The organism is Thioclava kandeliae, from assembly GCF_040297545.1.
Classification (GTDB): domain Bacteria; phylum Pseudomonadota; class Alphaproteobacteria; order Rhodobacterales; family Rhodobacteraceae; genus Thioclava; species Thioclava kandeliae.
This window is the reverse complement of record NZ_JAYWLC010000016.1, coordinates 12,358-38,124: the sequence shown is the minus strand read 5'-3', so window position 1 is coordinate 38,124 and position 25,767 is coordinate 12,358. Positions and strand designations below refer to the sequence as shown.

Genomic DNA, 25,767 nt, shown 5'->3' with positions numbered 1-25,767 from the left:
CGCATCCTTATGAAATATTGGGGCAAATTCCGATTATCCGCGATGCACCGAAATTTAGCGTAAAATCTAGGGTAAATCGGGAAAGCCGTATAAAGGGAAATGCCTCCGGCCTGACCGGAGGCATCTGGCATTATCTTATCCCGCCGAAGCAGAGATTCTTGATCTCGAGATAGTCGTCGCAGCCGTATTTGGAGCCCTCGCGCCCCTGTCCCGATTGCTTGATCCCGCCGAACGGCGCGATTTCCGAGGAGATGGCACCGGTATTGATGCCGACCATCCCCGTCTCAAGCGCCTCGCCCACGCGCCATGCGCGCTTGAGATCGCCCGTGTAGAAATAGCTCGCCAGCCCGAATTCGGTGTCATTGGCAAAGGCGATCGCCTCGGCCTCGGTCTCGAACTTTACCAGAGGCGCCAGCGGGCCAAACGTCTCTTCGGAGGCCACCTTCATCTCTTGCGTAACGCCGGTCAGCAGGGTGGGCTCGTGGAAGGTTCCGCCCAGAGCCGAGCGTTTACCGCCTGTCAGAACGGTCGCGCCCTTCGCCACAGCATCCGCGATATGGTCCTCGACCTTGGCCAGCGCTGCCGCGTTGATCAGCGGGCCGGTGGTCGTGCCTTCCGCAAACCCATCGCCCAAGGTCAATGCGCCCATGGCTTTGGCCAGTTTCTCGGCAAAGGCGTCATAGACACCGGCCTGCACATAGATGCGGTTGGCACAGACACAGGTCTGACCATTATTGCGGAACTTGGCGATCATCGCGCCCTGGACCGCCGCATCCACATCGGCATCGTCGAACACGATAAAGGGCGCATTGCCACCCAGTTCGAGCGAGATCTTCTTCACCGTATCGGCGCCCTGACGCATCAGGATCTTGCCCACGCGGGTCGAACCGGTGAAGGTCATCTTGGCGACCTTGGGACTATCGCATAGCGCCTTGCCGATCCCTGCGGCATCGAGGCCGGTCACGATGTTGAACACACCTGCCGGCACGCCGGCACGCTCGATCAGCACGGTCAGCGCCAGTGCCGAAAGGGGCGTGAACTCGGACGGGCGTGCCACCATCGTGCAGCCTGCCGCGAGCGCGGGCGCAAGCTTGCGCGCGATCATCGCATTGGGGAAGTTCCACGGAGTGATGGCACCCACCACACCCACCGGCTGTTTGACGACAACCATGCGGATGTCGGTCGCATGACCGGGGATGAAATCGCCATAAAGACGCTTGGCCTCTTCCGAGAACCACTCGACATAGGAGGCGCCGTAAAGCACCTCGCCACGGGCCTCGGCCCAAGGCTTGCCCATCTCGGCGGTGAGGATAGTGGCCAGATCATCGGCATTGGCAACCATCAGATCATAGAGCTTGCGCAGGATCGCGCCGCGCTCCTTGCCGGTCTTGGCAGCCCAAGCGGCTTTGGCCGCATAGGCCGCGTCGATCGCGCGATTGGTATCGGTAACGGTCAGGTCCGGCACCTCGGCCAGCGTCTCGCCGGTCGAGGGGTTCTCGATCGCGAAACGCGTCTCCGACCCCACCCATTCACCATTGATATAGGCGCGCGTCTCCAGCAGAGACGCGTCCTTGAGTTTGGCTGCCAGATCCGAGCGATCAAGCATCGGCCAGTTCCTTGATGCCTTTGACCTCTTTGATGGCGGCGGTCAGGATGTCCATCGCCTCATCGAATTGTGCCTCCGGAATGGTGATCGGCGCGAGGAAGCGGATCACATTGCCATAGACGCCACAGGTCAGCAGCAGCAGGCCACGCTCCAGCGCTGCCAGACGGATCTTGTTGGTCAGCTCGGTCGCGGGGGTGCCATCGGCATTCATGAATTCAGCCGCGACCATGAAGCCCGGACCACGGATCTCGGCCAGTTCCGGCACGAGGGTTTTCAGCTCTTCGAGCTTGGTGTTCAGCTTGGCTCCCAGCGTGTTGGCGCGCGCGCAGAGCTTTTCTTCCTCGATCACATCGAGCACGGCATTGGCCGCGGCAATCGCCAGCGGGTTGCCGCCATAGGTGCCGCCCAGACCACCCGGGCCTGCCGCATCCATGATCTCGGCGCGGCCAACGACACCCGCGATCGGGAAACCACCCCCCAGCGATTTCGCCATGGTGATCAGATCGGCATGGGCGTCATGTTGCTCCATCGCGAAAACGGTGCCGGTGCGGGCGAAGCCGGTCTGGACTTCATCGGCGATCATCACGATGCCATGTTTGTCGCACAGCGCGCGGATGCGGGCGGTGAACTCTTTCGGCGCGGGCACGAAGCCGCCTTCACCTTGCACGGGTTCCAGCACGATGGCCGCGACGCGGGCCGGATCGACATCCGCTTTGAACAGCTTCTCGATCGCATTCAGGCTGTCATCGACCGAAACACCATGCGCTTCATAGGGGTATGGCGCGTGGAAGACGTCATTCATCAGCGGGCCGAAGCCGATCTTGTAGGGCGCAACCTTGCCGGTCATCGCCATGGTCATGAAGGTCCGGCCGTGGAAGCCGCCCTGGAAGGTGATCACAGCCGAGCGGTTGGTATGCGCACGGGCAATCTTGACCGCGTTTTCAAGCGCTTCGGCACCGGTGGTGACAAAGAGGCACTTCTTGGCGAAATCGCCGGGCGCCAGTTCGTTGATACGCTCGGCCAGACGGACATAGTTCTCGTAGGGCACGACCTGATGGCAGGTATGGGTGAAGGCGTCGAGCTGCGCCTTGACCGCCTCGACCACTTTCGGATGGCGGTGGCCGGTGTTCAGCACGGCGATGCCCGAGCCGAAATCAAGAAGGCGGTTGCCATCGGCATCCCAGATTTCCGAGTTCTCGGCGCGGACTGCGTAATGCGAGGTGAGGACGCCGACGCCACGGGCGAGGGCTGCTTTGCGGCGGGTTTCGATATCTGCATTTGCCATGAGGAGTATCCCTGAAGAGCTGATTTGAGAGAAGCCTAGCGGGATTTGGAAAGTTAAATAGTCTGTTTCTTATTGGCTGTAAGTCGTTGTATAAGCGTCATGGAATGGAGGTGTTTGATCTATGGTGAACACTCATAACACGACCTCCCAGGACAAGGAGCTGGGCCACCGACTGCGCGTGATTCGCGAGCGGGCGGGGCTGTCGCAGCGCGCACTGGCCAAGAAGGTGGGCGTGCCCAATTCGACGATCTCGCTGATTGAATCGGGCAAGATGAACCCCTCGGTGGGGGCGCTGCGCAAGATCCTCGATGGTATCCCGATCAGTCTCTCGGCTTTCTTCGAGTTCCAGCCCGATGCCGAGCGCCAGATTTTCTATGCCGCGGACGAGCTGACCGAGATCGGCAAGGGGAAGCTGTCGCTGCGCCAGATCGGCGGCACGCTCTTTGGCCGCGCGATGATGATCCTGCAGGAAACCTACGAGCCGGGCGCCGATACGGGCCGCGTGATGTATGGCCATGAGGGCGAGGAGGGCGGGATCGTCCTCTCGGGGCGGGTGGAGATCACCGTGGGCGAGGAGCGCAAGGTGCTCGGCCCGGGCGATGCCTACTACTTCGACAGCCGACTGCCGCACCGGTTCCGTCAGGTGGGCGCCGAGCCCTGTGTGGTGTTCAGCGCCTGCACGCCGCCGACCTTCTGAGCGCTCAACCCGCGCCCACCATCCGCGTGCATTCGCGCACCAGTTCGCGTAGCCAGCGGTTGGCCGGATCACGGTCCATCCGCGGGTGCCAGATCAGCGAGATCACGATCTCGCCCGTCTCGAAGGGAAGATCGAAGATCTCCGGCCCCTCAAGGCCGAGCGCCATCAGGCGGCGCTTTTCCATCATGGCATAGGAATGGGGTAGGATCGCCACCAGATCGCTCTGCTGGGAAATGGAGAGCGCCACCAGAAAGGATGGCACCTGAAAGGTCCGGCGGCGCTTCAGCCCGATCTCGGCAAGTGCCCGATCCACCACATGCGTGAAATTCACCGGCTGGTGCAGGGTGGAGACGATGCTGTCGCTCTCGGCAAAATCGCGCGCGGTGATCGGTCGCGCGGCCAGAGGGTGTCCGGGCCGTGTCACCCCCACAAAATAATCACGGGTCAGGCGCTGGACTTTCAGCTCGGGCGCGGTGTCGCGCAGGATACCCAGCTCCAGATCGCACAGCCCGTCGCGCAGCGCCCGCGCGGGGTTGGGTTCTTTCTGCGCGAAGAGCAGCCGCACACCGGGGGCGCGTTCGCGCACCAGCCCCAGTAATGTCGCGCCATAGGCGGCGATGAACCCGTCATTGGCACGGATGACGAAATCACGCTGCAGATGGGCGGGGTCCAAGAGGGTCTCGGCCGGTCTCAGTACGGTCTCGACCTCGGCGGCCAGATGCGGCACGCGCTCCTTGAGGGCCTCGGCATGCGGCGTCAGCACCATTCCGCGCCCCGCCCGCACCAGAAGCGGGTCGCCCGTGGCCTCGCGCAGACGCGCAAGCGTCCGGCTCATGGCCGAGGTCGACAGCCCCAGCCGCCGTGCGGCCGCAGCCACACTCCCCTCGGCCAGCAGCGCATCAAGCGCCCGCAGCAGGTTGAGATCACGCATATCCATCGGTCCAGCCTAAGGCACCTGCCGCGCGCGCGCCAGCCGTGGCATGGCGTTTGGTGCAACTATTAAATGCAATGGCTGCGTCTTCTGCATTTCGCCAGAGATGATAGATCTGGCGGCATGACGAAAGGATGATCCCAATGACCCATGCCGATCCTGCGGCCACGCAAACCACCGTTTACGAGGACGGCCTGCCCGCGCCGCGCCGCTATTTCGCGCTCTTTGCCCTGCTGGTGACGCTGACGCTGGTGGTGCTCGACGGGGCCATCGCCAATGTCGCGCTTCCGGCGATCCACGAGAGCCTGAATGCCTCGACCTCGAAAACGGTCTGGGTGGTCACCGCCTATCAGCTGACCCTCGTCATGGGGCTCCTGCCGATGGCGTTTCTGGGCGAGGCCATCGGTCCCAAACGGCTGTTTACCGGTGGGGTCATCCTGTTCACGCTCTCCTCGGGGCTCTGTGCGCTGGCGCCCAGCATCGACTGGCTGATTGCGGCGCGGGTGCTGCAGGGGATCGGCGCGGCGCCCATCATGTCGCTGACCATCGCACTTTTGCGCTACAGCCTGCCTGCGGGAATGCTGGGGCGGGTGATCGGGTTCAACTCGATGGTGGTGGCGCTGGCGACGGCGGCGGGGCCCGCGCTTGGCGCGGCGGTCCTGTCGGTGACCGGCTGGCCGTGGCTCTTCGCGCTCAACGTGCCGGTGGGGATCGTGGCGCTTGTGGCATCGGTGGCGCTGATCGGGCCGCGGGGCACGGGGCGCCGCGCCGATATTCCGGCGATGGTGATGAATGCGCTGGGGTTTGCCGCGCTGATCCTCGGGGCAGGGCGGGTGGCGGTCGTGCCGTGGCAGGGCTGGGCGATGCTGGCGGCGAGCGTGCTGGTCTTTGCCGCGCTGATCCGGCGCGAATGGCACAAGGAGACCCCCGTCATCCCGCTCGATCTACTGCGCCGTCCCGCATTCCGGCTATCGATCATCGTCTCCGTGACGATCTTCGCGGGCCAGATGGCGGGGTTCGTGGCGCTGCCTTTCCTGCTGATGCGCGGGTTCTCGATGTCGCCTCTGGAAATGGGGCTCGCGATGAGCGCATGGCCGCTGGCTCTGGCGACGACCGGCGCATGGGCGGGGCGGATGGCCGACCAGATCGATGGCGCGCGGCTCTGTGCTATCGGGGCGCTCGTCATGGCGCTCGGGTTCGCGATCGCCTCGGTCTGGTCGACATCGCTGGTGCCGCTGATCCTCGGCATGGTGATCTCGGGGGCGGCCTTCGGCTTCGTGCAGGTGCCCAATAACCGCAATATGCTGATGACGGCGCCGCAGGTGCGGGCAGGGGCGGCGGGGGGCTGCCAGAGCACGGCGCGGCTGCTCGGCCAGACGGTTGGCGGGCTGGCACTGTCGATCATGTTCGCGCTGCTGCCCGAGGGAGAGGTGCCGCAGCTCGGGCTGGCCTTTGCCGCCATTGCCGCGATTGCGGGCGGGCTGATGAGCCTGCGCCGGAGCGCTGTGGCCCGTTCTGTTATCGCGGGCTGAGGGGCGCTCAGCGGGCACCGTGCCACCGATGGCCCCGCGCGCGTGAGAGCAAGAGCGCATCGGGCAGGGGGCGCCCCTCGGTCATGGCATCGGCGAGCAATGCGGCGGTGGTCGGCCCCAGCGTGAAGCCCTGATGCCCGTGGCCGGTATGGATCCACATTCCCCGCTGGTCGGTGACCGGCCCCAGAACCGGTAGCATATCGGCCATACAGGGCCTCTGACCGGTCCAGACGGGATCCGTGCTGCGCTGCCCGAGATCGAGCAGCTGCCGCAGCGCCGCCTCGCCTCGGGCCAGCTGGCGCGGCGCGCGGGCGGGATGCGCGCAGAGATCGGCACCGGTCAGAAGCCGCAGGCCGCGGACCATTGGTGCGGCAACCACACCGTAATCGGCATCCAGCACCGGACGCGAGGGGAGCGCCGCCCCCTCCATATGGCAATGATAGCCGCGTTTGAGCACCATCGGCAGGGACAGCCCGATCAGGGGCGCAAGAAGGGCATTGCTGAACGGGCCGAGGGCCAGCACCACATGCTGGGCTTCAGCCCCGCCAAGCTCCCAGCCCGATCCTTTGCGCTGCAGCTGTGTCGCATCCGCGTGCATCATGCGCCCGCCCCGCGCGGTGAAGAGAGCGGCATAGGCGCTCACCAGTGCTCCCGGATCACGGCAGGACCACGCCTCCGGCCACAGGATCGCCCCTGCGGCCCGCGCGGAAACCGGCTCGGCGGCGCGCAGGGCCGTGCTGTCGAGAATCTCCGAGGCGACCCCGTAGCTCTCGCGCAGGCGCTGCGCCTCCGTCCAGGCGGTTTCGAGCGCGCGCGGATCGCGCATCACCATATAGAACCCGTCGCGTCGGATCAGGGGGTCAGCGCCTGCAGCGGCGATCAGGGGCGCGTGATCTGACGTGGCGCGGCGCGTCAGGGCGGCGTAATGGCGCGAGAGCGCAAGATGGCGTGCGGGGGCAGAGGCGCGGAAATACCGCCAGAGCGCGGGCGCCTGCGCCAGAACCCCGCGCAGATCCCATGCCACCTCGTTATTGCGGCCGGTGGCGATGGCCCAGAGGCTGGCCGGATCGCGCGGCATGGCGAACGGCTCGGCGGCCTCGGCCTCGATGATGCCTGCATTACCGAAGCTGGTCTCCTGCCCTGCAGGCCGCCGGTCGATCAGCGTGACCTCCCAACCGCGTGCCTGAAGCGCCAGCGCCGTGGCGGTGCCGACCATTCCGGCCCCGAGGACAATGGCTGTGGGGCTCATGGGTGCGGCCTCTTGGGGCCGTTTGTGTCAGGGCAGGGTGCGAGAGAGGAGGCCATGCGCGATCAGTATCCGGTAAAACTGTCTGTTTGTCGGCGCAGGATGCCAGCTCGGGCGCGCAATGGTAAGACCCGATCTGTGGCCCGAGGGGGTGTCAGGGGCCGCAGACCGCGACGGTGTCAGATCCAGTGATGCACCGGATGCGCGCGGCCCTGATCGAAGCGCGCGAAGCGGAAGCCTGTCGCATCGATCTCGGGGGTCTCGCCCGCGATCATCTGCGCCATCAGATAGCCCGCCCCCGGACCGATGGCGAAACCATGCCCCGAGAAACCGCTGGCGACAAAGAGGCCCGCCTGCTGCGGCACGGCGCCGATCACCGGCACCATATCGGGGGTGGCGTCGATCACACCGCCCCAGCTTTCGGCCACGCCCACGCCCTTGAGCACCGGATACGCCGCCTCGAACGCGGCCATTCCGCCCGCGACCAGCTTGGGATCGGCGGGGGGATCATAGATGCGGGCATGGTCTTCCTCGAAGGGTGAGGGGCCGGAATTTTTCCATGACCGGAAGGCGAAAGGCCCGTTCAGCGCCGATTTCGTCAGCGCGAAGGTCAGCTGGTCGCGGCGCAGGAAGAAGAGGTTGCGGAAGGCCCATGCATCGCGCACCCCCATCGGGGACAGCTCGATCCGGCCACGTCCGCGCAGCCCCACCGTATAGCCGCCATCATCGCGGCGGCGATAGGAAAAGAGCGGGCTGCCCACCCCGCCTGCATAGACCTCGGCCCCTGCATTGGTGCGGAAGGCGGTGCCGAAGACACCCGACTGGCGGAACCGGATGCCCTGATGGCGCAGGAGCATCGACGACCATGCCCCGCCCGCAACCAGCACCTTCGCGCAGCGGATCGTGCCGCGCTCGGTGACGACCTCCGAGATCCGGCCCGCAGAGGTTTCCCAGCCGCGCACCGCGCAATTCTGCACGATGATGGCGCCTTTGGCCTGCGCGCCACGCGCCATCGCGGGCACGGCGATCTGTGGCTCGGCCCAGCCATCCTCGGGAGAGTGGATGGCATGATGCCAGTCCTCGGCCGTGTCGGGCAGGGCGGCTTTGACCTCATCGGCCTCCAGAATACCGCCGGGGAGGTTGTGATGGGCCATGCTGCGCGCCCATGCCTCCCAGCGCTGGCGTTCCCCTGGGTCTTTCGACACAACCATCATGCCGGTCTTGCGGAAGCCCGCATCCTGTCCGATCCGCTGGTCCATCGAGCGCCAGAGCCGCAGCGACAGGATCGCCAGCTCCTGTTCGACCGGCGAGCGCAGTTGCTCGCGCACCCAGCCCCAGTTGCGGCCCGACTGTTCGCCCGCCACGCGGCCCTTCTCGAGCACCACGACCTTCAGGCCGCGCTCTGCCAGAAACAGCGCGCTTGTGACGCCGACAATCCCTGCACCGACAACCACCACATCGGCGCTTTCGGGAAGCACGTCAGAGGTGGTGACGCGATCTACCTTGGGAGACATGTCCCGTTCCTTCCATTCCTTGTGAAGAGGCTTCAGGCCGTTTCCAGCTGGTCACTGGCCTGTGCGTCCTTTTGCAACTTCCACTGGCGCGTCTGCTCGCGGCGTTTGACCCATTCGAACATCAGCGCCGCGATGATCGTCAGAACGACGATGACGGTTGCCAGCGCCGAGATGGTAGGCGAGGAGCCCATCCGCACGCGCGAGGCCAGCACGGTGGTCAGGGTCTTGTCGGCGAGGATGGCGAAAGTGGTCGCGTTATAGTTCTCGAACGAGGTGAGGAACCCCAGCATCATCGAGGACAGGATCGCAGGCCGCAGATAGGGGAGGAGCACATCACGGAAGACCTGCGGATAGCTGGCCCCCAGATCGAGCGCCGCTTCCTCCTGCGACATATCGAACCGCTGGAGCCGCGCGAGAATGATCAGCATGCAATAGGAAGACACAAAGCTCGATTGCGCGAGAATGGTCAGAACTGTCCCGTTGTAAAGCAGGCTGCGCAGCCCCAGAAGCCCCGTAAAATCGCGCCAGAAGACGACCGTTGCGATCCCCAGCACGATCCCCGGAATAAGCACCGGTGCCACAACGAGGAAATAGTAATAGGCGCGCGATGTGCCGAAGAGCTGGGTCATTACCAGCGCGCCGGCCAGCCCCATTGCCACCGACAGGATCGAGACGCTGATCCCGATGATCACCGAGGTACGCAGGCCCTCGAGCATCTCCTGATCGTGGAGTAGCTCCCTGAACCAGTCCAGTGTGACGCCTTCTATCGGCCAGACCTGCGGGTAGTTCGGGGTGTTGAAGGCCGAGACGGCCATCACCAGAAGCGGCCCGAGCAGGAAGATGAAGAACACCACAAGATAGATGCCGACCAGAGCGGAATTGATTTTCTGCTGGTTCATTTGGTGATCTCCCCGAGTTTGAGACCAGAAATCTTCAACACACCGAAGACGAAGGTCATACAGGCGATCAGCAGGACGATGGCGTAGGCGGCCCCCTGCGGCCAGTCGAAGAGCTGGTAGAAACGGTCATAGACGATGGGCGTGAACCACAGCGAATTCGGCCCGCCAAGCACCATGGGCGTGGCAACCGCACCCGCTGTCAGCATGAAGGTCAGCGTCATCCCTGAGGCGATGCCCGGTTTGGCATGGGGCATGACCACGAAGAGGTGGATATGCCACCAAGGGGCGCCAAGGTCGCGCGCGGCCTCGATCTGGTTGTGATCCTGCGCCTCGATCGCGTTATAAAGCGGGAAGATCATGATCAGCAGATGCGAATAGCACAGCGCCACATAAAGCGCGATATTCTGGCCCAGAAAGTCGATCGGCCCGCCCGTCAGGCCCAAGCCCTGCAGGAGTGTGTTGAGAAACCCGTTCTCGGCCATCACGATACGGAAGGCGAATGCGCGCAGGATGTCATTGACCCAATAGGGGATGATCAGCAAAAGCAGCAAAAGCCGCAGCACCTGCATCCTTGCCGCCTGTGCCATATAATAGGCCAGCGGGTAGCTGATGGCGAAGGTCAGCAGCGTCAGCAGGATCGAGATCCCGATGGTCATGAAGAAGCTGCGCAGATGCAGCCAGTTGAGGCTGTCCATGCTGGTTTTCGACCCGAAGAGGAACATCCGGTAATTGTCCAGCGTGTAGACATCTTCCGGTCCGCCCACCTTGGAGGGCGGCAGTTTGTGGTGGAAGGACAGATCCACCATGAAGACCATCGGCATCAGGAATGTCATCAGCATCCAGAAGCCGACGCCGACAATCAGATAGGTGCCGACCATGCCGCCATTGCGCTTGAAAAAGCCGATATGGCCGGTTGTTGCGCGTAGGCGATCATAGCGGATCAGGAAGAAGAACAGCGCCAGCATCAGCGCTGTTACGATGAAGGTGATCGGCAGGTTGTTCACGCGGCCACCTCTTCATACTTGAGCACCACGGCATCGAGCGGATCGAATTGCAACGTTAATTCGGTGCCGATCTCGGGCAGGGTGCCTGCATTCGAGGTCATGATGGTGGCATCGCATTTGCGGGGCAGACCCGCATCGAGTTCCAGATGGGTCATCGAGCCCTCGAAGGACAGATCGCGCACCCTGGCGCCGAAACCGCAATTGGGCCAGCGGCCCCTGCGGGCACCAGTCTCAGCTGTTCGGGGCGGACGAAAAGCGAGGCCTGATCGCCCACATCCAGCGCAATCGGGGTCACGCCATCCATGCCCAAACCGATGCGGCCCGTCAGCTGGCCCACCTGCGTATCGACATGCACGAGCCCATCGGAGACCGCGGCCACGCGGCCGGGGATCATATTGCTCTCGCCCACGAAGGAAGCAACAAAAGCGCTGCGCGGATTGGCATAGATCTCGCGGCCCGAGCCGACCTGCTCGATCCGGCCTGCATTCATCACCGCGATCCGGTCGGACATGTTTAGCGCCTCGCCCTGATCATGGGTGATATAGATGAAGGTGATGCCCACGCGCTGCTGGATCTCGCGCAGCTCGCGGCGCATATGCTGGCGCAGCTTCAGGTCCAGCGCCGAAAGCGGCTCGTCCAGCAGCAGCACCTTCGGCTCGACCGCAAGCGCACGCGCGATCGCCACACGCTGTTTCTGCCCGCCCGAAAGCGCGCTGACCTTCTTATGCGCGTGGGGCGAGAGGGCGACCTGATCCAGAAGCTTCAGCGCCCGCGCCTCGCGTTCGGATCTGCCCATACCGCGCACCCGCAGGCCATAGGCCACATTCTCGGCCACGGTCATCATCGGGAAGAGCGCGAGGTTCTGGAAGATCAGCGCGGTCGGGCGTTTGTTGGGGCCGATCCCGGCCATATCCTTGCCGCCGATCCGCACCTGACCGGAGGTCGGCTGCACGAAACCGGAGATCGTGCGCAACAGGGTGGTCTTGCCGCAGCCCGACGGACCAAGGAAGGAAAAGAACTCGCCATCATGGATCTGGAGGTCGGTTTTATGGACGGCGGTGAAGCTGCCGAAGGTGATCTCCACCTGCTCGAGTTCGATTGCACTCGTCATGGGGTCCGCTCTCTTTGAGGAAAAAGATGCCGGCCCGCCGCAGGGGCTGCGACGGATCGGCCAGTCTGGGGACGGGGAGTGGCTCAGGAGACCTTGAAGCGTTCCGCATAGTCGTTGCGGATCGGGTTGAACCATTCGGGGCTGGCCGGATACCACCAGAGCTTGTCGAGTGCGTCCTCGGGATAGGCGGCCTGGAACAGCTTCTTGTCCTCGGCGGTCATATATTCATCCGCACCCGCCACCGAGGGGCTGTAGCCGCCATCAGAGGCGATCTTGCCTGCAGTCTCGGGTTTCAGGATATAGTCGAAGAAGGCATAGACCTCGTCGATATTGCGGGCCGCAGCCGACATCGCGAAGCCGTCCATCCATGTCAGTGCGCCTTCCTGTGGCGCCATGAATACCACCGGCTCGCCATCCTTGGCCATGGATTTCACCGGACCATCCCATGTCTGGCCAATCACGCAGCCATTTTGCGCAAATCCCGAACGAATGCTGTCCGCGCTGTCCCAGAACTGCTTGAAATTCCCCTTGCGCTCGACCGCATAGGCGAAGATCTGGTCGTAGATCTTGCGCATCGTCTCCTGATCTTTGTAGCAATCGAGCATGCGGTTCGAGGGCACCTGGCCTGTCGCATCAAGCCACAGGCCCAGACCGAGAAGCGCCGAGGTCGGGCGAACCTGCGCCTTGCCCGCATAGTCGGGCTCCCACAGCAGACCATAGCTCGCTTGCGCGTAATCGATGCCGGTCGAAGTGTTGAAGGACAGCCCCTCGGTGCCCCAGACATGGGGGATGTGATAAAGCCCATCGTCCCACGTCCACAGACCGGTCGAGGCTTTCAGGATCGACGGCTGATAGGCCGACAGATCTATGCGATCTTCATCAAAGGCTTGAAGCGCTTCGATATACTTGAACTCCGAAGCACGGTTGAACGACGGCATCACAAGATCGAACCCTTCGCCGAAGGTCGATTGCATCTTGTTGATGGCTTCCTCGTTCGAGGAGAAGGGGGTCTTGTTCACCTTGATGCCGGTGGCTTCCGTGAAGCCCGACATCACCTCCTCGGGCAGCTCGTCGGACCAGCACAGAAGGTTCAGCTCGCCACTGGCGGCAAAGGCACGTTTGACGTAAAGCGGCGCGGCTATCGTGGCGGCACCTGCGGCAAGCGCCGTGCTCAGGAGGGTCCGGCGGTTGAAACTGCGCGCGGCGGCGGCGGTGAGGGAGGTGCTGGTGGGAGTGTGCGTCTTGGTCATCAATATCTCCATGTTGGAACAGCAAGCACCGGAGCCGTTGAGGGCGATTATTTTGCGGTATTATAATATTCTATCTGGTGAAATGTCTTGCTGCATAATAGAATGATGAAAAATGGAAGTGAGCACGTCAAGTTTGCCGGAAGCGAAATCGGCAATTTCTCTCATGTCGGAGGATCGGAAGTGTCAGCGGATCAAAAAAGTGGCTATCAGGCACCCGCCAAGCTGAAGACGAAAGGCGTGGAGGCGGTGGACAAGGCGCTGCGTATCCTCAGCCTCTTCGACTCGACGACAAAGCGCCTGTCTCTGGGCGATATCAGCGCTCGCACGGGGCTGGTGAAAAGCTCGGTGCTGCGGCTTCTGGTGTCGCTGCAATCGGCGGGCTATCTGCGTATCAGCGCCGACAAGACCTATGTCATCGGTCCCGAGGCCTTCCGCGTCGGGCGGATCTACCAGTCGACCTTCAGCCTCGAGGGCGAGATCCGTCCGGTCCTGCAAAAGCTCGTGGCAGTGACAGGAGAGAGCGCCTCCTTCTTCCGGCGCGAGGGGCAGAAGCGGGTCTGTCTGTTCCGCGAGGACTGCAATGAACTGCTGCGCGAACATGTCGCGGAGGGCGATGCGGTGGATATCGGCAAGGGCGCTCCCAGCCATGTTTTCATCGACTATGACATGATGCGCGGCGACGAGCCCGCGCCTCTGGATATCCTCAACGAGCTGCCTGCCGTTTCGGTGGGCGAGCGCGGGCCGGGGATCGCGGGGCTCTCGGTGCCGATCTTCGGGGCGGACGGGGCGATGCTCGGAGCGATGACGGTCTCGGGGCCCGCCGCGCGGCTGACCGAGGCCAAGATCGACGAGATCCAGCCGATCCTCATGGCGGGGGCCGCCACGGCCTGCGCCTCGCTCGGCGCGCGGTTCTATGAACTCTGGGAAGGGCGGCTCTAATAGCCGCGCACCAGATCCACCACATCCCTCATCGGGTTTCCTGACAGATAGGCCGCCAGATTGAAGGCCATCTTGCGCTCGAACCGCGCCCGCTCGGACCCGCCCCTGAAGGATTGATGCGGGGTCAGCAGCACATTGGGATGGCCGTAATAGGGGTGGCCATCCGTCAGGGGCTCGGGCGTGGTCACATCCAGCGTGGCACGCGCAACCGTGCCATCCCCGAGCGCGGCCAGAAGGGCTGCGTCATCGACGAGCCCGCCGCGTGCGATATTGATGATATGACAGCCTCTCTTGGCCCCTGCCAGAAAGGCTTCGTTGACCATGCCTTCCGTCTCGGGTGTCAGTGGCGCGGCCAGCACGATATGATCGGAGGCTTGCGCCACCTCTTGTGGCGAGGCACAGGCGATAACCCCTTCCTCGGGGCTGTCCCACGGGCCACGGCGGCAGGCGCGCACCTCCATGCCGAAGGCCAGCGCGCGTCGCGCGATCTCCGAGCCGATGGCGCCGTAGCCGATGATACCGACACTGCCGCCCTCGAGCGTGCCAAGATTGCGCGGTCCCCAGTCGGATGGGCCATGCACCACCGCACCGGCCAGATCCTTCACCATCAGGAGCATCGCCGCCATCACATATTCGGCGATCTGGGGTGCGGTCAGTCCGCGCCCGCAGCTGAGGATCCGGTCCTTTTTCAACCAGTCGGGATAGACCTCGATCCCCGCCGAGAAGGTCTGCACCCATTTCAGTGCGGGCAGGTCCAGGTGGGCGGGGGCCTGTTTCCAGCCCGGGATATTGCGCGTGACGAGGATTTCCGCCTCGGTGGGCACATCGAAGGGGCGGTCGGCATCCAGACAATCGATCACCTGTGGTGCTTGCGGCAGAGCGGCCAGAAAGCGGCCGAATTCGGCATCGATCTGGTTGGCGATAACGGGGTGGCGATCGGCTGTCATGGATTTTCTTTCAAGGGTTCAGAGTGGGAAAGGGTAGGGCGCCTCATCGGCGAGATTGATCCAGACGCTCTTGGTCTGGAGATAGTCATGGATCATCTCGACACCGCCTTCGCGACCGATGCCGGAGGCTTTGAAGCCGCCAAAGGGCGAGATATGCGAGCCGCCTTTATAGCTGTTGACCCAGATGGTGCCAGCCTCGATCCGGGCGGCGATCTTGTGGACGCGGGCGATATCGCGGGTCCAGAGGCCGGCGCCCAGACCGAAGGCCGTGCCATTGGCGATCTCGACCGCCTGCGCCTCGGTCTCGAAGGGGATCACCGACAGGACGGGGCCGAAGACCTCTTCCTGCGCGATGCGCGAGGCGGGATCGACATCGGCGAAAATGGTGGGGGCGACAAACAGCGCCGCACCGCCCTTCGGGTCGGCCACCGCCCCGCCCCCGCACAGAAGGCGGGCGCCATCTTCCTTTGCCCAAGAGATACAGGTCATGATGCGGTCAAATTGCGCCCTGTTGGCGACAGGGCCGATATCGGTGTCAGGCGACATCGGATCGCCGAGGCGGATCTTGTCCGCCAACTCCGTGATGCGTGTCAGGACGCGGTCATAGACCGACACATGCACCAGTGCCCGCGAGCCCGCCACACAGCTTTGCCCGCCCGAGCCGAAGATGCCCTGCACCACGCCGCGGGCGGCCTGCTCGAGATCGGCATCGGCGAAGACGATGTTGGGGGATTTCCCGCCCAGTTCCAGCGTCGCGGGGCGCAGGTTATGGGCGGCGGCCATATAGGCCTGACGCCCGCCGCCAATGCCGCCGGTAAAGGCCACCTTGGCGATCCCGGGGTGGCGGGTCAGCGCGGCACCGGCCTCGGCCCCGAGACCCGTCACGATATTCAGCACGCCCGCCGGAAGCCCGGCCTCCTCGGTCACGATCTGGGCAAAGCGCACGGCAGAGGCAGAGGTATATTCCGACGGTTTCACCACTGCCACATTGCCCGCCGCCAGCGCCGGTGCCAGCTTCCAGCTGAGTAGCATCAGCGGCGAATTCCACGGCGTGATCATCGCGATGACCCCCAGCGGCTCGTGGCGGGTATAGTTCATCATATCGGGGTTCTCGGTGGGCAGGACCGCGCCGTTGATCTTGTCGCAGAGCCCCGCATAGAAGCGATACCATTCGGGGATGCGCCTGAGCTGCGCCAGCATCTCCTTGTAGGTCTTGCCGTTGTCGCGGGTCTCGATGCGCGCCAGTTCCTCGGCATGGGCGGTGATCACATCGGCCATACGGTTCATGAGTGCCGCGCGCTTCGTGGCGGTCAGCCCGCCCCATGCGGGGTCTTTGAACGCTCGGTGCGCGGCGGCCACGGCCAGTTCCACATCCGCCGCATCCGAGCGCGGAATGCGACCCCAAGGCGCGGCTTCATAGGGATTGTCGCATTCGAGCCACGCGCCAGATTGCGCGGGGCAGGATGCGCCATCGATAAAGTTCTCAACGGTCAGCAGGGTCATGTCATCGTCCTTCATGTGCCCTATGGGGCAGGAATGTGAGGCTCCGTGCAAGAGCGGAATGTCAAACGGGGTCAGGGCTTAGCGCCACAACGTGCCAGAAGGCGGCTCAGTATGTGCCAGAACGGTTCGAGCATGAGATTGGCCAGCAGGATGCGGGTGAGGTGGAAGCTCAGCACCAGTGGCACAGAGACCCCCATGGCGCGCGCGGCCACCGTCATTTCCGGCATGCCGCCTGGGGACATGCCGAAGAGCAGCGCGGCCTCGTCCATGGTGCTTATCCGCGCCATCGCCAGCGCGGCCAGGACCAGAAGCACGGTAAGACAGAGGGTGGAGACCGCCGAGACCACCACCAGCCGCAAGGAGCGGCGCAGAAAATCGGGGACCATCCGCGCGCCCAGCGAGACACCGAGAATGATCTGGCAGACGGTCACGATCCAATGCGGCAGGGTCACCGGATCGAGATCCGTCTGCTGCAGCGCGATGGCGAAGAGGCAGGGCGCGATCATCCACGGGTTGGGCAGGAAGCTGCGGCGCGCCAGATGCGCCACGCCCACCCCGCCTGCCAGCAGGAGGGCGACCCAGAGGAGATCGGCCGGTGTGTAGGCCTGTGTTCCGCCCACCGCGGCCGCAACCGCGTCGCGGGTGTGATCGGGCAGGAAGACATGCAGCAGCACCGGATAGCTGAGCACGACCACGCCGAGCCGCACGGTCTGTGCGAGCACCACATGCGCCTCCGATGCGCCCGCCCGCTGTGCCTGCACGGCCATCAGCACGACGCCCCCCGGTATGGTGCAGAAAAACGCCGTCGAAGCATCAAGCTCCGCGCCCTTTGTGAACAGGCCCGTGAACAGCAGGCCGGAGAGCAGCGTGAAGAGGCCACAGGCGAGGATCAGCGGCAGATAGGCAATCAGTTGGGCCATGATCTCGGGAGTGAAGCTTTGACCCAGCGAGAGCCCCAGCACCACCAGCCCGTAGGCGCGGATACGGTCGATGCGGATCGTCATCCCCGCCAGCGTGAATCCCGTGCTGACAAGCAAGGCGCCGATCAGCCAGCCGAGCGGGATATGGGCGGCGGTCGCCAATGCGCCGCCGCCACCTGCAGCCGTCAGAACCAGAAGGATCTTCCAGAATGTCACCACGAAGCGTCTCCTGCGCCGCGCGGGCGTCGTTACTGGAAATATTCTACTAGATAGAACTTAGTTATGTTAAATAGAACAATATTCCCTTGGGCTGACAAGAGCCTAACTTCGAGGCAGTGACGAATATCCTGCACCGGAAAGGCGCCATGCTGCTTGACGAACGAAAAGGGCGATGTTCTATTTATGGAAATAGTGTTCTGCCCAATAGAATAATACTAAACGTTTTCGCGCCATATCCTGACGCGTCGCCCCCGATTCCGGCACAGTGTTGAAAGGCTGTCTTGATGAATAAACCCCTGCTGAATTCCGTGGCCGCGATGGATGCGGCCCATCAGATCCACCCGCATACCAACCTGCGTAAACATCTGGAAACCGGCCCGAACGAGTTGCTGGTGCGTGGCGAGGGCATTCAGGTTTTTGATGAGACGGGCAAGGGCTATATCGAAGGGGCCGCGGCGCTCTGGTGTTCGTCGCTGGGCTTTGGCAACGCGCGTCTGGCCGAGGTGGCCAAGCAGGCGATCACCGATCTGGGCTATTACCACAACTTCCGCGGCTCAGGCACGCCGCAGGCGGCCCAGCTTTGCTCGAAACTGGCCGATATCGCGCCCGACGGCATGGACAAGATCCTGCTGCAATCCTCGGGCACGGAGGCCAATGACACCGCACTCAAGCTCGTGTGGTATTACTGGGATGCGATGGGCGCCCCGCAGCGCCGCAAGATCATCTCGCGTCACGAGGGCTATCACGGCACTGGCACGCTGACCTCCTGCCTGACCGGCAAGGTGAAGTTCCATGAGGGCTACGGGCTGCCCTTCAGCGAGTTCCACTATGTCACCCAACCCTATTACTACCGCAAGGCCGAAGAGGGCGAGAGCGAGCAGGAGTTTTCCACCCGCCTTGCCAACGAGATCGAGGAGCTGATCCTGCGCGAGGGCCCCGAGACGGTAGCGGCCTTCTGGGCGGAGCCGGTCATGGGCTCGGGCGGCGCCATCACCCCGCCCGCCGGATATTTCGAGAAGGTTCAGGCGGTTCTCGACAAATATGGAGTGCTTTTCGTGGCCGATGAGGTCATCTGCGGCTTTGCCCGCACGGGCGAGATGTGGGGGAGCCAGACCTACGGGATCAAGCCTGACCTGATCTGCTGCGCCAAGGCGCTTTCGGCGGCGGTAATCCCGATCTCGGCGGTGATCGTGGGCGAGCGCGTGTTCGAGGGGATGATGGCCCAGTCCGACAAGCGTGGCAGCTTCACCCATGGCTATACCTATAGCGGACATCCGGTGGCCTGCGCCGTGGCCCATGAGGTGCTGACGATCTACGAGGAGATGGATCTGGTGGCCCATGTGAAATCGCTCGAGTCCGCCTTCCTTGGCGGGTTCAAGGCGCTGGAAGACCATCCGCTGGTCGGTAATATCGATGGTGTCGGCCTGATCGGTGCGCTCGAGGTGGTGGCCGACAAGAAGACCCGTGCGATACATGATCCGGCGCTGGCTGTGATGCCGATGCTCGACCGGCTGACCCGCAAACACGGGCTGATCACCCGCCTGATCGGCAACCGGATCGCACTCGCCCCGCCGCAGATCATCACCGAGGCCGAGGTGGGCGAGATGTTTACCCGTCTCAAGGCCGCGCTCGACGAGGCGCATGCCGCGCTCTGAGCGCACAGGAAACGCCCCTACGCCCGTGCGGCGGGCGTAGGGGATGACGGAGAAACCGATCGGGGTCAGGCGGCCATCCAGCCGCCATCGACCAGAAGGTTATGCCCGTTGATGAATTGCGTCTCGGGCGCCGCGAGGAAGGCCACGGCCTCGGCCACATCGCGCGGCTGGCCCAGACGGGGCGAGGGCGTGCGGGCGCGCGAATAGGCCATCGCCTCCTCGCTGACTGCAGGGCCGCTCTTACCGGTCAGGATCTTGCCCGGCGAGACGGCGTTGCACACGATGCCGTCGGCGGCATGATCGGCCGCGATCTGGCGGGTCATCTGCAGCACGGCCGCTTTCGAGACGCCATAGGCGAAGGAGCGCGGCGAGGCGATCATCCCGTGCTGCGAGCCGATATTGATGATCCGTCCACGCTCGCCCTCGGGGCCACGCGGATCCTGCGCCAGCATCTGGCACAGGCTGGCCTGCAGCGTGACATAGACACCCGTCAGATTGACCGAGGTGACCCGCTCCCACTCGGCCAGATCGGTATCGGGCAGCGCCCGTCCCCCCGGCACCATGGCCGAGGTCACCACGATATCGAGCCGTCCGTGACGCGCGGCAATCCCGCGGACCAGATCCTGTGTGGCCAGAGGATCGCGCACATCGAGGCGTGCGAACTCATTGGCCGGTGACAGGGCGCGCAGGGGCGCGCGCACGGGATCGCCGCCCTCGACCACATGCTCGGTCACATCGGCGGCGATGGTGGTGGCGCCTTCGGAGGCCAGACGCAGCGCGATGGCGCGACCGATCCCCGATGAGGCACCGGTCACAAGGGCGGTCAGCCCGTTCAGGCGGCTCACCGGATGATCCGTTCGAGGAAGGCCTTGGCGCGGGGATGGCGCGGGGCGGTGAAGAAATCCTCGGGCGGACGGCGTTCGAGAATGGCGCCCTGATCCATGAAGACAATCTCGTCGGCGACCTTGCGGGCAAAACCCATCTCGTGGGTGACGCAGATCATGGTCATCCCGCCCGCGGCCAGATCGGTGATCACATCGAGCACCTCGCCGATCATCTCGGGGTCGAGCGCCGAAGTCGGCTCGTCGAACAGCATCGCCTCGGGCTCCATGCACAGGGCGCGGGCGATGGCCACACGCTGCTGCTGGCCGCCCGAAAGCTGGCTCGGAACCTTATGCGCGTGATCGGCGATGCGGACGCGTTCGAGATAATACATCGCGCGGTCCTCGGCCTCGGCTTTGGGCACCTTGCCGATCCGGCGCGGGGCGACGGTGAGATTGTCGAGCACACTCAGATGCGGGAAGAGGTTGAAATGCTGGAACACCATGCCCACGCGGCGGCGCACCTTGTCGACGCCGCGCCCCGAAGAGGTCAGCTCGTTATCGCCGACGCGGATGAGCCCGTCCTGAAATTTCTCGAGCCCGTTGATACAGCGGATCAGTGTCGATTTACCGGAGCCCGAGGGGCCACAGATGACGACTTTGCGGCCTTTTGGGACGTCGAGGGTGATCTCTTTGAGGGCCTGGAACTTGTCATAGAACTTCGAGAGGCCCTGAACCTTGATGAGCGGGTCTGTCGCGGTATCAGAAGCGGGCATATACGGTCTCCGGAGTGTCGGTGTCGGGGAAGTCCGCGCGCCAACGGAGGTAATCCTCGGCGGCGGCGGCAAGGGAGCGGCTCGCGGCGGGGCGCTGGAGGGCGCGCAGGCTGCGGACGGTGTCGAGGGGCGGGCGGCCTTGGGCCATGCGCGCGGTCACGCTGGGCGCATGCGCATCGATCCGCACGGGCGGCAGGCCGGTGAGCGCCGCCCAGTCGGCAGGGCTCGAGAGCTGGCCCGCGCCGATATTGAAGACGGTCCCGTCCGTTCCGGTTTCGGGCCAGAGGCACAGGAGGCCGGCAATGATCTCGCCCGCATCGCGCGAATAGAGCCAGTCGGCGCGCATCTCGTGGGGCAGCGTGGCGGGGAGGCCGTCCTGTGCCAGCGCCTCGATTTGGGCATGGGGCGAGAGATTGGGGCGCGTGGCCCCCGCCCGTTCCCAAGGCCCGAAGACCGGACCGAGCCGCAGGATCTGCAGCGAGAGGCCGAATTCGGGCGCCAGAAGGCGGGCCAGATCCTCGGCGGCACCGCGGGTCAGTCCGTAAAGGCTGTCGGGGCAGAGCGGGCCGTCTTCCGTGAGGGTGCTCTGTTCGGGCCAGGGGCCTTTGGTGCCGTAAAGCGCGACGGAGGAGGTCATTGCGAAGCGGGGGATCCCGAAATCGGCGGCCGCCGTCATCGCGGTGGCGATACCCGCGACATTGAGCGCCACGATCCGGTCCGCGCTCTGGCGGATCTGGGCTGCATCGGGGGTGAGGGCCGCGAGATGGAGCACCAGATCGGGCTGTGCCTCGGCCAGCGCCGTCTGCAAGGAGGCCGGGTCGCGCAGATCGCAAGGATGGAAGCTGGCACCCGCCAGCGCGGGATGGGTCAGCCATCCGGCGGGAGGCGGCGCCAGATCCAGCAGGGCCACGCGGCAGCCCATGGCGCGTGCCGCCTCGGCACAGGCGAGGCCGATGAAGCCTGCGCCGCCGATGATGGCAATGGCCGGTGTCCGGGGCGTTATCGGCATGGACATCGCTCAGCCCCGACGGATGATCGCGCGGCGTTCGAGCACCGAGACCCAGCGCGAGAAGGGCCATAGGAGCACGAAGAAGATGATCGCGGTCGCGGTGAGCGGCGTCGGGTTATAGACCTGTTGCTGGGCCACATTGGCCGAGCGCAGGAGTTCCGGCAGCGCCACGATCGAGGCGATCGAAGTGCCTTTGGCCAGCTCGAGCGCGTTGGAGGCACAAGGGGCCGCCACCCGGCGCAGGGCCTGCGGTAACAGGATCCAGATCATCATGCGGATCGGACCGAAACCGAGCGCCTGCGCGGCCTCGGTCTGGCCCTTGTCGAGTGAGACAAGCCCCGCGCGGAAGATCTCGCCGAAATAGCCGGTATTGTTGAGCACAAGTGCCAGCACCACGGCAGAGAAGGCCGAGATCTTGATGCCGACCGAGGGCAGGCTGTAATAGATGACGATCAGCAGGACCAGCACGGGGAACGAGCGCAGAAGGTCGATCACGATCACCAGAATACGGCGGGCGGCAGGCGGGGCGAAGGAATAGAGCACCCCCACCAGAAGACCCGATAGCGCGGCAAGCGGCAGGCAGACAAGCACCAGCTGCATGGTCACCACAAGGCCCTGGGCCAGAAGCGGCCATGTCTGTTTCAGGGAGTCGATATTGGCGAAATTCGCGAGGAAGAGTTCCATATCAGGCTCCTTTGTGCGAGCTGGCGCGGCGTTCGAGCCAGCGGGAACAGGCGACGAGCGGTATATAGAACGCCAGATAGAAGGCGGCGGCCAGCATCAGCGGGGAGGGGTTCGCGGTGATCGACATGATGCTCTCGGCCGAGCCCAGCGTGTCATTGAGCGAGACCGCCGTGCCGAGCGCCGAGCCTTTGGTGACGGCGATCACGCGGTTCGTCACAAGCGGCGTGGCGAGCCGCACCGATTGCGGCAGGATGATCAGCCAGAGCGTGCGGAAGGTGCCGAAACCCAACGCATGGGCGGCCTCCCACTGGCCCTTGGGCAGCGCCATGATGGAGGCGGTGAAGATCTCGGCGCAAAAGGCCGAGAGCACGAAGCCGAGCGCAAAGGCCGTAGCCACGAAGGGCGAGAGCGCGATCCCCGCATAGGGCAGCGCGAAGAAGAGGAAGATCAGGATCACGAGCTGCGGCAGGGTGCGGAAGATCTCGATCCACGCCGTAACCAGCGCGCTCAGGAGCCGCGATCCGGTCAGACGTAATAGGGCCAGCGCCATGCCGAGCACAAGCCCGATGGCGATGATGGCGAAAGAAACCTCGATCGTGATGAGGAAGCCCTGGAAGACCGATGGCAGCGCCGCGAGCATCACCTCGGTATTGAAGAAATTTTGCGCGAGTTTATCCATTGGTTTTCAGTCGTCGCCAGTCTTGTGGGGGGAGGGCCAGAGCCTGACGGGCTCTGGCCATAAGGTCTGCGCGATTACTTGCAGTCCAGCTCGTGGGGTTTCTCGTCATAGCCCTCGAAGCCCGGTGCACCGAAGCCCGGATAGACGGTCAGGAGCGGGCTGTCTGCGGGCAGCTCGCCGCCATACCATTTGTTATAGAGCTTCTTGAGCGTGCCATCCTCTTTCATGCATTCGAGCGCGGTCTCGACCTTGTCGCGATAGGCAACGTCTTCCTTGCGGAAGGCATAGCCGAACATCCGCCCGTCATAATCGGAATATGCCAGCTCGATGGCGGGGTTCTTGGAGGCCGCATAGGAGGCGGTCGGGATCTCGTTGGCGGCGGCAAAGGCCCGATGGGTGATCACGGCCTGAACGGAATCGGGGAAGCTGTCGAAACGCTGCACGGTGAAGCCGTATTTCTCGGCATTCTCGGTGCCCCACTTGTCCTGCGTGGTGCCGCGGTTCACGGCCAGAACCTTGCTCTTGAGGTCCTCGAGGCTTGCGATCTTCTCGCCCTTGGCGGTGATGAAGCCGTTACCGGTGGCCATGAAGGGCTCGGTATAGAGCATGGTCTTGGCACGCTCGGCGGTGATGTTGAGCGGGTTTGCCGTCATCTCGATACGGCCCGACAGCAGCGCGGCGAAAAGACCCGAGAAGGCGATGTCATTCACCTCGGCCGACGGCCGACCAATGCGCTTGGCGATATCCTGGATCATGTCATAGCCGAAGCCCTCGGGGCCGTCGACGGAGCGCATCATCCACGGGGCCACGCCGAAATCGGAGCCCACGAGCAGCGGCTGGTCTGCGGGGTGTTCATCGGCCATTGCGAAGGAGGGCACAGCCATGACCGAGGCGAGGGCGAGAGCATAGAGAGATTTTTTCATGATTTCCCTGTTGGGTTGGATTGGAGAGAAGGTTCTTGCTTTTGGGCCCTGCGGGGAGCGGGGCCAGAGACGGAAGCAGGGCTTCCGGCTATCGGGTTACGCCTTTGCAGGCGGATGGGTCTTGGCCCAGTGATGCGCGATATCGCTGCGGCGGCAGATCCAGACATCGTCGCGCTCCTTGACCCAGTCGAGGAAACGACGCAGCCCCAGAGCGCGGCCCGGATGGCCCGCGACCCGTAGATGCAGCCCGACCGAGAGCATGCGCGGCTCTTCCTCGGCACAGAGGAACTCGACGCTGTCGCGCAGATATTCGAAAAAGTCCTGCGCGGTCGCGATGCCGCCGCGCATGAATTTGGCGTCATTGGTGGCCAGCGAATAGGGCAGGACCAGATGGTCCTTGCCATCGACGCGCGTCCAGTAGGGTAGCTCGTCATTATAGGCGTCGCTGTCATAGAGGAAGCCGCCATGCTCGACCAGAAGCGCGCGGGTGTTCAGGCTCGGCCCGTAGCGGCAATACCAGCCCTCGGGCGGTGCGCCAAGGAGGCGCTTGAAGCAGTCCACGGTGCGGGCGATGCGGGCGGCCTCGTCCTCGCGGCTGAGCTTGCGGTGATGTTCCCAGCGCCAGCCATGGGCGCAGACATCGAACTCCGACTGCCTGATCCATTCGGTGATCTCGGGATTACGCTCGAGGGCCAGCCCGCAGGCCATGGCGGTGGCAGGCAGGCCGCGCTCGGCAAACATCTTGGCGATGCGCCAGAATCCGATCCGGCTGCCATATTCGAACATGGTCTCGGCGGCCAGATTGCGCCCCGGCATCGGGTCGCCCCCGGCCTCGGTCAGCCCCTGTTCGGTCGCTTCATCCCCGTCGGGGACCGAAGGCTCGGAGCCTTCCTCGATATTGATCACGAAGTTCAGCGCGAGACGGGCGCCATTGGGCCATTGCGCTTGCGGCAGGGCACCGGCATAGCCGCGAAAATCGCGTTCGAGATGGCTGTTATCGGTCATAGCGCGCGCTCCGTCGCACAAGAGGCGATCGTGGCGAGCGGCAGGGGCGCATCGAGATCCACGAACACATCGTCGTCAGGCAGCCCCTTGCGCATCATCACGACGAACTCGGCGGGGGCATCGAATGTCTGCATGCCGGCATGCCAGATATTGCGGTGGAACAGCACGCCCGTGCCCGGCTCAGCCATGAAAGCGCGCGCGGTGTCTGCTGCGGGTTTGCCGTTCGCGTCGTCACAGACCACCACCAGAAAGCGTTGGCCGCTGAGTGGCACGAAGAGCTGGTCGGTATGGGGATGGCGTTCGAAGCTGGTGAGGGCCATGTCCTCGGCCAGCGGTGCGGCAATGCGCGAGACCCAGCTTGTGACAGAGGTTCCCGTGACATCATCGCCGATATCGGAACTGAAATAGGCGCGACGTTCCTGTCCCTTATGGCGGATGACCTTGCCATAGGGAGCAAAGGCTTCCTCGGTCAGGGAAGGGAGAGAGGCTGGCAGAGACACTTCGGAACGTCCTTTATTACTATTCGTATCCCGGTGGGATACCAGTTAGATGCCATCTGGATATTGCGCTGGCAAGAGAGATTTGCCAATGTCGGACAGATAAGAAATTTTG

The 25,767-nt window shown here is 64.0% G+C and carries 25 protein-coding genes; 4 read left to right on the top strand and 21 right to left on the bottom strand.

Annotated elements, in window-relative coordinates; translation table 11 throughout:
* Positions 1 to 130 precede the first annotated feature (130 nt).
* Together VSX56_RS15720 and VSX56_RS15715 are read right to left on the bottom strand one after the other, a co-directional pair.
* Positions 131 to 1,606: an NAD-dependent succinate-semialdehyde dehydrogenase gene (locus VSX56_RS15720; RefSeq protein WP_350938509.1), complete on the bottom strand. Its 1,476-nt coding sequence runs from the start codon at positions 1,604 to 1,606 to the stop codon at positions 131 to 133.
* Positions 1,599 to 2,891 carry a 4-aminobutyrate--2-oxoglutarate transaminase gene (locus tag VSX56_RS15715; protein WP_349295623.1) on the bottom strand — a complete coding sequence of 431 codons (1,293 nt, stop codon included), beginning with the start codon at positions 2,889 to 2,891 and terminating at the stop codon, positions 1,599 to 1,601. The genes VSX56_RS15720 and VSX56_RS15715 overlap by 8 nt, the downstream gene beginning before the upstream one ends.
* A gap of 121 nt (positions 2,892 to 3,012) precedes the next feature.
* On the opposite strand from VSX56_RS15715, the gene VSX56_RS15710 reads away from it, so the two are divergent.
* Positions 3,013 to 3,588, top strand: a complete 576-nt coding sequence (locus VSX56_RS15710; RefSeq protein WP_349295624.1) for a cupin domain-containing protein — start codon at positions 3,013 to 3,015, stop codon at positions 3,586 to 3,588.
* A 4-nt stretch (positions 3,589 to 3,592) separates the two neighbouring features.
* Here VSX56_RS15710 and VSX56_RS15705 read toward each other — a convergent pair whose 3' ends face one another.
* Positions 3,593 to 4,519, bottom strand: a complete 927-nt coding sequence (locus tag VSX56_RS15705) for a LysR family transcriptional regulator (protein WP_350938506.1) — start codon at positions 4,517 to 4,519, stop codon at positions 3,593 to 3,595.
* 143 nt (positions 4,520 to 4,662) lie between these two features.
* On the opposite strand from VSX56_RS15705, the gene VSX56_RS15700 reads away from it, so the two are divergent.
* Positions 4,663 to 6,051, top strand: a complete 1,389-nt coding sequence (locus VSX56_RS15700) for an MFS transporter (protein WP_350938504.1) — start codon at positions 4,663 to 4,665, stop codon at positions 6,049 to 6,051.
* Positions 6,052 to 6,058: 7 nt separating this feature from the next.
* On the opposite strand, the gene VSX56_RS15695 is transcribed toward VSX56_RS15700, so the two are convergent.
* The 7 genes from VSX56_RS15695 to VSX56_RS15665 all read right to left on the bottom strand — a co-directional run bounded on the left by VSX56_RS15695 (position 6,059) and on the right by VSX56_RS15665 (position 13,075).
* Positions 6,059 to 7,300 (bottom strand): NAD(P)/FAD-dependent oxidoreductase, encoded by a 1,242-nt coding sequence (locus VSX56_RS15695; protein WP_350938502.1) that lies wholly within the window; start codon positions 7,298 to 7,300, stop codon positions 6,059 to 6,061.
* Positions 7,301 to 7,476: 176 nt separating this feature from the next.
* Positions 7,477 to 8,811 (bottom strand): NAD(P)/FAD-dependent oxidoreductase, encoded by a 1,335-nt coding sequence (locus VSX56_RS15690; protein ID WP_350938500.1) that lies wholly within the window; start codon positions 8,809 to 8,811, stop codon positions 7,477 to 7,479.
* Between the two features lie 32 nt (positions 8,812 to 8,843).
* Entirely contained in the window at positions 8,844 to 9,710 is an 867-nt protein-coding gene (locus VSX56_RS15685) for an ABC transporter permease (protein ID WP_339114936.1), read from the bottom strand.
* Positions 9,707 to 10,714, bottom strand: coding sequence for an ABC transporter permease (locus VSX56_RS15680; protein ID WP_339114937.1), 1,008 nt, complete (start codon positions 10,712 to 10,714; stop codon positions 9,707 to 9,709). The genes VSX56_RS15685 and VSX56_RS15680 overlap by 4 nt, the downstream gene beginning before the upstream one ends.
* Complete coding sequence (locus VSX56_RS15675; RefSeq protein WP_350938498.1) at positions 10,711 to 10,869, bottom strand: hypothetical protein; 159 nt, start codon at positions 10,867 to 10,869, stop codon at positions 10,711 to 10,713. The genes VSX56_RS15680 and VSX56_RS15675 overlap by 4 nt, the downstream gene beginning before the upstream one ends.
* Complete coding sequence (locus VSX56_RS15670) at positions 10,866 to 11,825, bottom strand: ABC transporter ATP-binding protein (protein WP_350938496.1); 960 nt, start codon at positions 11,823 to 11,825, stop codon at positions 10,866 to 10,868. Before VSX56_RS15670 ends, VSX56_RS15675 begins: the two co-directional genes overlap by 4 nt.
* An 83-nt stretch (positions 11,826 to 11,908) precedes the next feature.
* Positions 11,909 to 13,075, bottom strand: a complete 1,167-nt coding sequence (locus VSX56_RS15665; protein WP_349295631.1) for an extracellular solute-binding protein — start codon at positions 13,073 to 13,075, stop codon at positions 11,909 to 11,911.
* Positions 13,076 to 13,255: 180 nt separating this feature from the next.
* Here VSX56_RS15665 and VSX56_RS15660 point away from each other — a divergent pair, with 180 nt between their 5' ends.
* Positions 13,256 to 14,014 carry an IclR family transcriptional regulator gene (locus tag VSX56_RS15660; RefSeq protein ID WP_350938493.1) on the top strand — a complete coding sequence of 253 codons (759 nt, stop codon included), beginning with the start codon at positions 13,256 to 13,258 and terminating at the stop codon, positions 14,012 to 14,014.
* Here VSX56_RS15660 and VSX56_RS15655 read toward each other — a convergent pair.
* The 3 genes from VSX56_RS15655 to VSX56_RS15645 all read right to left on the bottom strand — a co-directional run bounded on the left by VSX56_RS15655 (position 14,011) and on the right by VSX56_RS15645 (position 17,603).
* Positions 14,011 to 14,961, bottom strand: coding sequence for an NAD(P)-dependent oxidoreductase (locus tag VSX56_RS15655; RefSeq protein WP_350938491.1), 951 nt, complete (start codon positions 14,959 to 14,961; stop codon positions 14,011 to 14,013). The genes VSX56_RS15660 and VSX56_RS15655 overlap by 4 nt on opposite strands.
* An 18-nt stretch (positions 14,962 to 14,979) precedes the next feature.
* Positions 14,980 to 16,464, bottom strand: coding sequence for an aldehyde dehydrogenase (locus tag VSX56_RS15650; protein ID WP_339114943.1), 1,485 nt, complete (start codon positions 16,462 to 16,464; stop codon positions 14,980 to 14,982).
* A 71-nt stretch (positions 16,465 to 16,535) separates the two neighbouring features.
* Positions 16,536 to 17,603, bottom strand: a complete 1,068-nt coding sequence (locus VSX56_RS15645) for an AbrB family transcriptional regulator (RefSeq protein WP_350938489.1) — start codon at positions 17,601 to 17,603, stop codon at positions 16,536 to 16,538.
* 284 nt (positions 17,604 to 17,887) lie between these two features.
* Between VSX56_RS15645 and VSX56_RS15640 the strand changes: the two genes are divergently transcribed.
* Positions 17,888 to 19,258, top strand: coding sequence for an aminotransferase (locus VSX56_RS15640; RefSeq protein ID WP_350938487.1), 1,371 nt, complete (start codon positions 17,888 to 17,890; stop codon positions 19,256 to 19,258).
* A gap of 65 nt (positions 19,259 to 19,323) precedes the next feature.
* Here VSX56_RS15640 and VSX56_RS15635 read toward each other — a convergent pair whose 3' ends face one another.
* The 8 genes from VSX56_RS15635 to VSX56_RS15600 all read right to left on the bottom strand — a co-directional run bounded on the left by VSX56_RS15635 (position 19,324) and on the right by VSX56_RS15600 (position 25,655).
* The gene (locus VSX56_RS15635) at positions 19,324 to 20,103 is read right to left on the bottom strand and encodes an SDR family NAD(P)-dependent oxidoreductase (protein ID WP_350938485.1); all 780 of its coding nucleotides are present in this window, start codon (positions 20,101 to 20,103) and stop codon (positions 19,324 to 19,326) included.
* The gene (locus tag VSX56_RS15630; protein ID WP_350938483.1) at positions 20,100 to 20,855 is read right to left on the bottom strand and encodes an amino acid ABC transporter ATP-binding protein; all 756 of its coding nucleotides are present in this window, start codon (positions 20,853 to 20,855) and stop codon (positions 20,100 to 20,102) included. The genes VSX56_RS15635 and VSX56_RS15630 overlap by 4 nt, the downstream gene beginning before the upstream one ends.
* Complete coding sequence (locus tag VSX56_RS15625; RefSeq protein WP_350938481.1) at positions 20,842 to 21,864, bottom strand: NAD-dependent epimerase/dehydratase family protein; 1,023 nt, start codon at positions 21,862 to 21,864, stop codon at positions 20,842 to 20,844. Before VSX56_RS15625 ends, VSX56_RS15630 begins: the two co-directional genes overlap by 14 nt.
* Before the next feature lie 9 nt (positions 21,865 to 21,873).
* A complete protein-coding gene (locus VSX56_RS15620) occupies positions 21,874 to 22,548 on the bottom strand; it encodes an amino acid ABC transporter permease (RefSeq protein WP_339114949.1) in 675 nt (224 codons plus the stop codon).
* A gap of 1 nt (position 22,549) precedes the next feature.
* Positions 22,550 to 23,227, bottom strand: coding sequence for an amino acid ABC transporter permease (locus VSX56_RS15615; protein ID WP_339114950.1), 678 nt, complete (start codon positions 23,225 to 23,227; stop codon positions 22,550 to 22,552).
* Between the two features lie 74 nt (positions 23,228 to 23,301).
* Positions 23,302 to 24,150: a substrate-binding periplasmic protein gene (locus tag VSX56_RS15610; RefSeq protein WP_350938478.1), complete on the bottom strand. Its 849-nt coding sequence runs from the start codon at positions 24,148 to 24,150 to the stop codon at positions 23,302 to 23,304.
* A gap of 96 nt (positions 24,151 to 24,246) precedes the next feature.
* Positions 24,247 to 25,155: a polysaccharide deacetylase family protein gene (locus VSX56_RS15605; protein ID WP_339114952.1), complete on the bottom strand. Its 909-nt coding sequence runs from the start codon at positions 25,153 to 25,155 to the stop codon at positions 24,247 to 24,249.
* Positions 25,152 to 25,655, bottom strand: a complete 504-nt coding sequence (locus VSX56_RS15600; RefSeq protein ID WP_339114953.1) for an ureidoglycolate lyase — start codon at positions 25,653 to 25,655, stop codon at positions 25,152 to 25,154. The genes VSX56_RS15605 and VSX56_RS15600 overlap by 4 nt, the downstream gene beginning before the upstream one ends.
* Between the last annotated feature and the right edge of the window lie 112 nt (positions 25,656 to 25,767).

Bases quoted from the DNA above. Each gene is read 5' to 3' on its own strand.
- VSX56_RS15720 (WP_350938509.1), bottom strand. From the start codon at position 1,606: ATGCTTGATCGCTCGGATCTGGCAGCCAAACTCAAGGACGCGTCTCTG.
- VSX56_RS15715 (WP_349295623.1), bottom strand. From the start codon at position 2,891: ATGGCAAATGCAGATATCGAAACCCGCCGCAAAGCAGCCCTCGCCCGT.
- VSX56_RS15710 (WP_349295624.1), top strand. From the start codon at position 3,013: ATGGTGAACACTCATAACACGACCTCCCAGGACAAGGAGCTGGGCCAC.
- VSX56_RS15705 (WP_350938506.1), bottom strand. From the start codon at position 4,519: ATGCGTGATCTCAACCTGCTGCGGGCGCTTGATGCGCTGCTGGCCGAG.
- VSX56_RS15700 (WP_350938504.1), top strand. From the start codon at position 4,663: ATGACCCATGCCGATCCTGCGGCCACGCAAACCACCGTTTACGAGGAC.
- VSX56_RS15695 (WP_350938502.1), bottom strand. From the start codon at position 7,300: ATGAGCCCCACAGCCATTGTCCTCGGGGCCGGAATGGTCGGCACCGCC.
- VSX56_RS15690 (WP_350938500.1), bottom strand. From the start codon at position 8,811: ATGTCTCCCAAGGTAGATCGCGTCACCACCTCTGACGTGCTTCCCGAA.
- VSX56_RS15685 (WP_339114936.1), bottom strand. From the start codon at position 9,710: ATGAACCAGCAGAAAATCAATTCCGCTCTGGTCGGCATCTATCTTGTG.
- VSX56_RS15675 (WP_350938498.1), bottom strand. From the start codon at position 10,869: ATGACCCATCTGGAACTCGATGCGGGTCTGCCCCGCAAATGCGATGCC.
- VSX56_RS15670 (WP_350938496.1), bottom strand. From the start codon at position 11,825: ATGACGAGTGCAATCGAACTCGAGCAGGTGGAGATCACCTTCGGCAGC.
- VSX56_RS15665 (WP_349295631.1), bottom strand. From the start codon at position 13,075: ATGACCAAGACGCACACTCCCACCAGCACCTCCCTCACCGCCGCCGCC.
- VSX56_RS15655 (WP_350938491.1), bottom strand. From the start codon at position 14,961: ATGACAGCCGATCGCCACCCCGTTATCGCCAACCAGATCGATGCCGAA.
- VSX56_RS15650 (WP_339114943.1), bottom strand. From the start codon at position 16,464: ATGACCCTGCTGACCGTTGAGAACTTTATCGATGGCGCATCCTGCCCC.
- VSX56_RS15640 (WP_350938487.1), top strand. From the start codon at position 17,888: ATGAATAAACCCCTGCTGAATTCCGTGGCCGCGATGGATGCGGCCCAT.
- VSX56_RS15630 (WP_350938483.1), bottom strand. From the start codon at position 20,855: ATGCCCGCTTCTGATACCGCGACAGACCCGCTCATCAAGGTTCAGGGC.
- VSX56_RS15625 (WP_350938481.1), bottom strand. From the start codon at position 21,864: ATGCCGATAACGCCCCGGACACCGGCCATTGCCATCATCGGCGGCGCA.
- VSX56_RS15620 (WP_339114949.1), bottom strand. From the start codon at position 22,548: ATGGAACTCTTCCTCGCGAATTTCGCCAATATCGACTCCCTGAAACAG.
- VSX56_RS15615 (WP_339114950.1), bottom strand. From the start codon at position 23,227: ATGGATAAACTCGCGCAAAATTTCTTCAATACCGAGGTGATGCTCGCG.
- VSX56_RS15610 (WP_350938478.1), bottom strand. From the start codon at position 24,150: ATGAAAAAATCTCTCTATGCTCTCGCCCTCGCCTCGGTCATGGCTGTG.
- VSX56_RS15605 (WP_339114952.1), bottom strand. From the start codon at position 25,155: ATGACCGATAACAGCCATCTCGAACGCGATTTTCGCGGCTATGCCGGT.